Consider the following 9,306-nt stretch of genomic DNA (forward strand, 5'->3'; position numbering starts at 1 on the left):
AAATGGACATCTGCTTTGTGAAGCATAACGTGAGCTAAAAGCCCATTTTTTCGTTCAAGTCACATTCGCAGTCATACTTATCTTAGTGTGATCGCATCCAACAATACCAACCCCATCTGCTTCAATAAAGCAGTATTCCCATCGGGACAACCATGTTGAATTAGACACTTAGCACAACCAGTATTGCAATTACAATCTCGTGCGATCGCCCCCGCAACTTCTGCTAGTTTTGGCAGATGTTTAAACACAGCTTCAGCTGCACCATTCCCGCCATCACTGGTATCATAGAAATAACCAGTATAGTTGTTACCGTCCCCCAACTCCTTCACCACAGTAAAATTCACCTGTTTGGGGTCAACTTTAGCTACCAATTGTAACGCTCTCATAATTTGATGTCCAAAGCTGTGCATAGCAATGAAGGTACTGGAATATTCCCACAACTGTTGATAACCAGAAGGAATTGGTTCTTTACTGCGGGTTAAACTGGTTCTAATTTCCTTCGCAAATTGCTGGATGTATTCCCGCGCACTGGAATTAATTGTTACTTTCACCATAGGAGCAGAAAACTGAGTGCGGAATGGTTGCTTAAACTTTTCTTCTGATAAAGTTTTCACAATTACAGCTTTGCGAGTAAGTTTACGACACAGGGGACAGCGTGGTTGTTGAGGTAACGGTTCTTTATAGTTGAGACAGCGTTTATTTAAACAAGTCTGCTCATGAATTTGCGTCATTAAATTGTAACCACTGGTAATGTGCTGCACTTCACCAAAACTCAATTCCAGCGTTAAATATTCCTGACATGACTTACGCAAAGTCTCTCTCAAACCTTCATTTCTCTGTGTTCTCTGTGTCTCTGTGGTTAGTTTATTCCGTAACTCGTGCGTAAGTTCTACTTGACATTCTTCAACTTCAGATAAAGGTGCAGGGTGCGAAACTTCCCCCTTTATTTTCTGTTCCTCCTTCACAGATTTTTCAATGACTACAATATCAGTCTTGTGCGAAACTTTCCCCTTTATTGTCTGTTCCTCTTCCCCCTGTTTCTTTTCTTCCATCCCACCTGAAGAAAACAGCAATGGTAAATTTACTGGGTCAGTTAACACAGTTAAACTACTGGTTTGTGATACCGTAGTTGCAACCGTAAAAATTGAGCTATCTGTTACTTGTTTTAAAATCGCTCGTTTACTGTTCAGGTCTAGAGAAATACATTGATAAGTCAACATTTGTCCCTTAGCATTTTGGCGTTTATAAATAGCTTGGGGATGCACTTCTCGATGAGCGATATCTTCAGATATTTCCTCTAATTCCTCCCCAGAAATGGCATCTACTAATTTAATAGTTGTTTGCGATAAACCACCCCGAAAATTAACATCTTTATGGGGATAACCTTTAGCCCATAAACCATTCCGACCTTTGTGTAAATGTCCTTGGGCTAATAACAGTTTGGCAACATCAAAAGCGGCTGCACCAAAATAGTGTTTAATTTTGTTAGTGGGAATGCCTGTTTCTGCGGCTGCACACATCAAATGTTTGGCTGCAAAGATGGGATATTCATCATTAAAAAACACTTCTTCAGCTTTTCCAGATACTAGCATTTCTGGATGTTCTGCTACATAACAGTCAATGGGGTTTAAAGCATTGGGAAGCAGCACTGTGAGTCCTGGTTGAGAACGTCCGGCTCGACCACTACGTTGCTGATATGCCATTTTAGAACCAGGCCAACCACGTAATACACAACATTCTAATTCTGGTAAATCTATTCCTGCTTCTAATGCTTCTGTGGCAATTATCCATTTGATTATACCAGACTGAAGTTGATTAACTACTTCGGCTCGACGCTCGGCAGTAATGCCACTGTAAAATGCGGTGACTCTGTTTGATTTTAACAGTTCTGTTAATTCTCGCACACTACGCCGGGAGTTACAAAAAGCGATTCCTGATTTATTTTGATTGAGTAAAAATTGAATTATTCGGGCAGTATCAGCAGTTAAATTATAACTTGGTTGGGTGACAATTATTTGTCTGGGTGGTGAAGCTGCGCCACTTTTACGAATCCAAATTAAGGGTTTGGGGTTGAGTTTAGTAGGTTTTAAACCAGAGATTTTTAAAGCTAATTGTTTAGGATTTCCACAAGTAGCACTGAGGAAGATAAATTGCAGCTTTTTGGAGTCACCACCGTATTTATCTACTGCTAGTTTAATCCGGCGAATTAACCAAGCCATATTTGCGCCATAGCTACCGGAAAGGGTGTGTGCTTCATCAATTAAGATGTAGCGTAATCGTTGATAAAAGTTTGCCCAATTTGGTGATTTCCAAAGTTGTTTGAGTTGGAAGTGAATTAATTCGGGAGTGACACCTAATATATGGGGTTCACTGGCTAGGATTTGTTCTCTTTCTGCTGATTTAACATCTCCTGTCATCATTGCTAAGACTGGGCGATATTTTTGAGGTATGGTAGAAAGTAATTGTGAGATTTTATGGAATTGGTCAAGTGCTAATGCTCGCAGTCCATAAAATGCTAAGGCTCGGTGTTGTTGAGTGATGCAACCTTCGATAATGCCGGGGTATGTGCTGAGGGTTTTACCACTGGCTGTAGGGGAGGTGAGGATGAAACTTTTACCTTTTCTAATTGCTTGTAAGGCTTTGATTTGATGGGAGTAAAGTTGGGTGATTCCTAATGATTGTATTGCTCTGATTAGTTGTTTTGGCAGGTCGTTGGGGATGGTTTTTAGGTTAGGTTCGGTGGCGGGAATTGTTTGTTGATAGAGTATTTCTTCTCCTAGAAATTCGGTGATTTCTGTTGGTTCTGGGGGATGGTGATTTGAGGGGGAATTTTCGGGAATGGGTGTGGTAGGTGGTGTCCACAGGCTTTGTAGTAATAAGCTGTAGTTGGGCGTGTTCATGGTGGTGTTTTTTGAACTTTGCCCTTATAAATCCCCCAGTGGGGGAAAATGTTAAATTGACGGTAGTAAATTTTGAATTTACATAGTTATTTTTTCATCAGGTCAATAGTAATGTAGGAATTCTCATTTGGTGATAATTTGATTTTCTGAAGGATGTTTGTAATGAGGTTGATTAATTGTTGAACATAAATAGTCAAAGGAATTATCCGTATGTTCTAGTTGCATATTTCGGGGTGCATCTAAAGCAAGGACAGCATCTCCAATCTTTTCACAACGTTTGCAGTCACAAGCAGATGCTCCTTGAGCTAATATTTCTTTTAAATTATTGGCAATAGTAATAAATCCCCTAGTATTTGAGTTGTTGGGTAGTTGAGAAGCAATTTGAATTAATTGCTCAATTTCTGCACGGTATTGTACTAAAAGAACTTGGTCAATCTGACATTTATTTCGACAATTTTCTACATCTGCAAATTCATCAGCAAACTGCTTTAAGCCAGTAGCCAGATTTTGTAAGTCAAGGTTAAGCGGTACAAGGGCGCGGGTACAGGTGGTAGAATCAGTATTGGTATTATTAAACTTTTTCCTGAGTAGAAGTTCAAAACGTTTGATATAAATTCCTAAAATAGAGATAGCTTTTTCTTTATCTTGGGGACTACTAAAGTTGAGTTGGTGGGTGCTAAAAAGTTGGGGAATAAGTTGTAAAATAGCTTTAAGTTCGCTGGTTTTAAATCTATTGCTCCACAGTGCGATCGCATCGCCAATATTATTTATAGTTTCTAGGCGCAGCACAAAGTAGAAGGAAATAAGATTAATTAGATAACTGCGTCTCATTTCCATCTGTACGTAATTAGAAATATAAAGTGGTTGGTCAGTAAATTGAGATTCAAAATACTGCTTATAGACTTGCGTACCAAGTAGCAGAGAACGTAAAACTGAGGTGTCTAGAAAGTGTTGAGGAATAGATTTATCATCCATTTGCTATTATTCCTCGTCTTTATCTATATCCAGGTTTTCATCAAGTTTTACCCCGAATGGTAGGGTGTCAAAGCCTAAGTTTTCTAGAGTTAAAATTGCTGTTTCGACTGATAAGTTGTTGATTGTTTCTTGATTGACTAGGGATGTAAGTAATTCACAAACTCTCTGGTATTGACTGGCATTATAGTCAATCCAACGGTTAGAATAGAAGAGTGCATCATGTAATGCCATTACCACTTCTGTATAGGGGTCAAACGGTAATTTATCGCGCATAGTACGCATGGTACGCAGTAGGTTATCTGCATAGACAGATGCTATTGGTTCTCCAGAACAAGAGGAGAGTTTTTGTAAATCTACTAAGATAGCCTTGGTGATTTCTACTCCTGAAATTTCTAAGACATTCTGCTTAATGTTCATTGTTTTTATTCAATAATTTTTGAGTTTTTAATTAGCTATTGCTTTCTATTTTAATACATATTTGATTGGAGGTGAAGTCAAATTCAATCATACTTTATTATGTAATTGGGCGTGTTCATGACGGTTTTTTTTGAACATTGCCCTAAAAAATCCCCAGTGGGGGGAGTGATAGTGAGTTACAATAGATGTACGGAAGCTGTTGTAACTTTTATATTTATAATACTAAACAGGTAATCATTTTGACACAAAATTCTTAATTTTTACCAATACCTCTATTCTGATTTGAAAATATTTTGTTAAAACTGATAAGGGAAATTATTTAAAGGAACAAGTAGGTATGACAAATGGTGAAACAAAAAGCCACACAGTAATGAGTGATAAACTAGCCCTGCTTTCTCAGTTAGAAGATTTAAGGAATATTTGGCAGAACAATTATCCTAAGCAAGCAAAAGGAGGATTACTAGCTTTAAGTGGTTTTGAGTACCAATTCCTTTTGATACTTATAAAACTTGTTAATAAATGGAAAAATGCTTCTAATTCAGAACGTCAAAATCCAAATACAGCCCATGATATTCTGACTGAGTTTATTTCAGACATTACTGAATCAGGTGAATTTATTACCCTCACACAAGCGAAGCGAACTCTCTCAAATAGTACAATTGCTTCAGCTTTAGAAGAGTTTTGGTTAATTTTTAACTTGGCATCCGAGCATAAACCAGATTTGTTAAAACATTTACGTTTCGTAATTTCTGGAAGTTTTGAAGATAATAGAGATGCAAGTGCAATAATTAAGGGTTGGGATAAAAATAGAGAAAAATATGATCAGGACAAAGTTGCTGATTTTAAAAAATATATTCACCCTGAAATAGTCCCAGATCCAAAAGTTCAATTAAAGACGGAGCTAGAAAATCTTTCACGTGATGAAGATACGGAAACAACTATTGGGCGTTGGCTAGGTTATCTTATTCAAATTGGTTCTGGCATTTCCTCTAAAAGTGTTAGCGCACATATATGGCAAGAACTTAGAGATGATAAAAGCTTAGAAGCTTTCTGGGCAACACGAGGAAGATTAGTTAGTCAATCAAACTATTGGCTTCGTACTGTTAAACATACGCTGGGCGTAAATCTTTCTCTACCTAGAACAGATACACTTTCACAGCTACAAACATCTGTACTTGCAAAGCGAATAACCCTTCTCATTGGTTCTTCTGGTTCGGGTAAGTCAGCACTTTGTAAGCTGAGTATGCAAAATATTTTTCAGAATTACACAGCCTTATTTCTCAATCCTAAAGACATTTTTGATTTTACAGATGCTTTAGATTCTGATTCTAAAAGAGAGACAAGACGTATTGATGAACTCATTACTGCCCAAGCCATTGAGAAACCCTTAATCATCATAGATGATTTAGGTGATGCTAATGATCAAAATTTTAGTTCTGTACTTAACCTTATCCAAAATGTATTGACTAACGAGACATCACCTGAAGTGCGCTTCATTCTCGTGGCTCATTTAGATGCAGAAAGCAGTATTTGTGAAAAAATTGCTGCTCGAATTGGTACACAAATTGCAAGTGATAATATTATTAGGCTTCCACAGTTACCTATTGATGAAATTAAATCATCTAATGTACTACCAGACCAAATTGCTAACCTTGTTCAACGTGCTGATGAATTTGGACCTGCGTTGAACATGAAGTTTTTAGATTCACTAATTAGAAGCAATCAAGAAGAAGAAATAAACACATCTTTCTTTAGAAATGAATTAGACTTACTTAATTGGTATTGGGTTAATTATGTAGGAAATGGTAATAAAATAAGTGAAGAATGTCATGAGTTAATTAAGATATCTTTAGCTTTAGCAGAAAAATTTACTCCTGATTTATCTAAAAATAATTTGTCTATAAATTCTCAAGTATTATATAAGCTTATACGTCGTGATTGTTTACGAATTGCAGAAAAAGAAGACAAGGTGGCTATTACACATCGGTTTGTAGGAGACTGTGCAAGATTTCGCTATCTTTTGGGTAATTGTCGTGATGTAGAAGTCAGTGAACTTGTAACAAAACTTAAAAATCCGCTTTGGTCAAAGCCAATACGCTGGTTTGCCTTGTACCTTGCTATGGAGTCTGAAGAGACTGAAATATGGCAAGAACTATTTCAAGAAGCATTAGCAGGTGAACATTTACAGCTAGTTGATGTATTGCTTGATGGAGCAATTTTGAGCAGACAACCAAGTTCTGTTCTTAATGTCTGTCTTGGTGAACAACTTCCATTTTTGATCGAGCGTCTTTTTTATCGGCTTTTTGCGATCGCAACAGATCCGATTCCTGATTTTTTAGGTATTTTTGAGGGGATGTCAGCTAGTGAAAAGTTGCTCTCACGGGAGCGTACAATAGGAACTCCAAAAGCACATCTATGGCAACCTGTTTGGCTGTGGGTATTGGAGCAACATATAGACACTTTAATAGAAAAACCTAATTTGATATTTAAAGCAGCAGAAGTTTGGATAAACTGCGGTATTTTCGCCGAAAAATTTCCACTCAAAGTTGAGGTTGCAGAGCTAATTCTTAATTTGGCTCAAAGGGTGTTTTTACCAGATCCGGAACTACAAAAACATTACGGACTAGATGATTCCTCCACAGCCGCTTTTGCTTGTATAGTTTTTGCATTAAGACTTGTTCCAGAACGTTCTACTTGGCTTGTGAGGGCGTTGTCTGGAAGAGAAATTATTCCAGCAAACAGATTAGAGCCTACTAAAACCTCTCGTTCCAAAATAAGACCCGGAATAGGTATACTTACCACACCACATCCAAAAGGTCCATCAGGACAAGTTAACTATCAATTCCGTAACTTCATGCTTAGTCATAGAGGTGTATATCTTCGTGCTGTTATGCGTGTTAATTTGGAGCTTGGTGCAGAGTTACTACTAGCACTAACGATTACAGAGCCAAGTTACTTTTATGAATCAGATTATTATTCTAACTACTTAGATGATGATCTTGGAACAAAAGGTTCAGATGATCTCGATATCTGTACATTCAAATTTTTACCACTTCTCTACCTATTTCAAATAAACGAGGAACTGGCAATTGATGTAGTTTCGACCCTTTCTAGTGTAGCTACAGATTATTGGCATGAACATAGATGGAAGAAACTTTATGAGGAAAAAAATCAGCCAGAAGAATTTGAGAAAAGCACCCTACAAAACTTCATGGAAACTGATGTTGACAAAGTAACACTGCTTTTTGGAGATCATAGGAAAAACTTTAAAGGTGGACGTAATGCCCTGTACTGGCATCGTCAGGCTCTATATTCACCAAGAATCCTTACTTGTTTTTTAATGACCTTGGAAGGTTGGCTTTACAGTCGCCCAACTAAAGCAGAACTTAAAAAATCTGCATCAATTATCTTTGAACGTGCTGATACCGTTGCAATGCTAGGTGTGCTGATTTCACTTGCTAAATGTGATCCCAGATTGGTAAGTGATGTACTATTACCTCTAACATCATCATTACAATTATTGATATGGCAAGAGTTTGAAAAAATAGACCAAGGTCAAGATTTTGGCTTGGATACAAATCCTGTTGCTTTACGAAGTTTATCAGAACAAGAGGGTCAAGAACTTCTAGAGTTTCATCGTCTTCCTTATAGAAAAGATTCTTTTCTGGAAATTGTTTGGCAAAAATGGATATTAGGTTTAATTCCTACAGATATAAAACCTCAAATTTTAAAAGATTGGGATGATAATCAAATTACAGCAATACCCAATCAAAATAGCCACCGTGCATTAAGAATCAGAACTTGGTTTGACCAAAATAACTGGTTATTACAATATGATGAGCATGAAAATATTATACAGTTTAGATTTGTTGGAAACATCCCTGAGAGTTCAGAATTGGAAGTTGAAGCACAATCTGAAATAATGTGGAAGAGTAAGCATTGCGAAATTATAATGATATGTCGAAATATTTTAGATAGTAAGCAGCAAAAAAATCGTGAATTAAATAAACAATGTATTAATATTTTAAACAATGAAGAACAGATTACTCTTTTTGAATCTAATTTAAATGAACAAGAGTTTCGCAATGTATATTGGGCATTAATTACAAGAGTTATAGAAACAGAAGCTGATATTTGAGAAGAAGAAGTAGAACATCTAATTTACCACTTGGCATCTAGTCTTGAAAATTTCCCTATAAATTTAGATTATTCTAGTCGTTATCAGATATTGAACTTAGATGCCGAAGCTTTTATATCTCATGTAGCTCCTAAATTATTGAAGAGAATTAATGATGAAAATACATTCCGTTCAAGTGTTTTTCGTTGTCTAATTCGTATACGTAATTGTGATACAACTACATTTAGACGTTCATGGATAAAGGAATATGGAATTACTAACTCACTAACACAAGAAATTATTAATCTTTTACCTTATATATCTCGTCTTATTTCGTTAACTGATACACTTATAGAATTTTATAGATATCAACACAGTATGAATCAATATGGTGTTCCCATAGTTCCTATAGTTCCTACTCCTAATGATATTGACCAAGAGACAAATAATTATATTAATTGTCAATTAGAAGAAATTTGGTTGATGTATAAAAACGAATTTGTTGAGAAATGCCTTAATAAAAAACCTATACTTGAAATTGTTGAATGGATGCCAGAAAGATTCGTTCAACTTTTACAAGAATGCCCTATTCGGTTACATAAATCCCTTGATTGGGAATTTTTATCAGCAGGACTAATTCCTGTTCTAGAGACAGAACAAGATAATCAAAATGCTGATATTTTATTAAATTCATTATGCAAAGAAGTAATACTTGTTTTTTTGCATGAAAGTAAAAAAAGTTACACTAATCAAACTAATAAAAATAATAGAATTTCTAATACACAAATATATCCATCTCAATCTAAACTTTTAAATGTAATAACCAAACCTCTTAGTTTAGAAAATAATATAATTATTGACCAAGTTATTAATGTTATGGACAATTTGGAATTAGTA

General features: G+C 36.1%; 5 protein-coding genes. 2 read left to right on the plus strand and 3 right to left on the minus strand.

Translation table 11 applies throughout. The features are described 5' to 3' along the window. Positions 1–77 precede the first annotated feature (77 nt). From A0J48_RS25035 to A0J48_RS25045, 3 genes are all read right to left on the minus strand, one after another. On the minus strand, positions 78–2,900 hold the full coding sequence (locus A0J48_RS25035; RefSeq protein ID WP_200327290.1) for a DEAD/DEAH box helicase: 2,823 nt from the start codon (positions 2,898–2,900) through the stop codon (positions 78–80). A 123-nt stretch (positions 2,901–3,023) separates the two neighbouring features. After that, the gene (locus tag A0J48_RS25040; protein WP_200327291.1) at positions 3,024–3,875 is read right to left on the minus strand and encodes a hypothetical protein; all 852 of its coding nucleotides are present in this window, start codon (positions 3,873–3,875) and stop codon (positions 3,024–3,026) included. Between the two features lie 6 nt (positions 3,876–3,881). After that, on the minus strand, positions 3,882–4,292 hold the full coding sequence (locus A0J48_RS25045) for a hypothetical protein (RefSeq protein ID WP_200327292.1): 411 nt from the start codon (positions 4,290–4,292) through the stop codon (positions 3,882–3,884). 337 nt (positions 4,293–4,629) lie between these two features. Here A0J48_RS25045 and A0J48_RS25050 point away from each other — a divergent pair, with 337 nt between their 5' ends. Further along, the gene (locus tag A0J48_RS25050; RefSeq protein ID WP_200327293.1) at positions 4,630–8,430 is read left to right on the plus strand and encodes an ATP-binding protein; all 3,801 of its coding nucleotides are present in this window, start codon (positions 4,630–4,632) and stop codon (positions 8,428–8,430) included. A gap of 30 nt (positions 8,431–8,460) precedes the next feature. Continuing rightward, positions 8,461–9,306, plus strand: an 846-nt coding sequence (locus A0J48_RS25055) for a hypothetical protein (protein WP_200327294.1), incomplete at its 3' end; no start/stop codon positions are given.

Origin of the sequence: Sphaerospermopsis aphanizomenoides BCCUSP55, assembly GCF_001586785.1 — a bacterium.
Taxonomy (GTDB): domain Bacteria; phylum Cyanobacteriota; class Cyanobacteriia; order Cyanobacteriales; family Nostocaceae; genus Sphaerospermopsis_A; species Sphaerospermopsis_A aphanizomenoides_A.

What these genes read in the sequence shown, in the direction of transcription:
- A0J48_RS25050 (WP_200327293.1), top strand. Translation starts at nt 4,630, where the DNA reads ATGACAAATGGTGAAACAAAAAGCCACACAGTAATGAGTGATAAACTA.
- A0J48_RS25035 (WP_200327290.1), bottom strand. Translation starts at nt 2,900, where the DNA reads ATGAACACGCCCAACTACAGCTTATTACTACAAAGCCTGTGGACACCA.
- A0J48_RS25040 (WP_200327291.1), bottom strand. Translation starts at nt 3,875, where the DNA reads ATGGATGATAAATCTATTCCTCAACACTTTCTAGACACCTCAGTTTTA.
- A0J48_RS25045 (WP_200327292.1), bottom strand. Translation starts at nt 4,292, where the DNA reads ATGAACATTAAGCAGAATGTCTTAGAAATTTCAGGAGTAGAAATCACC.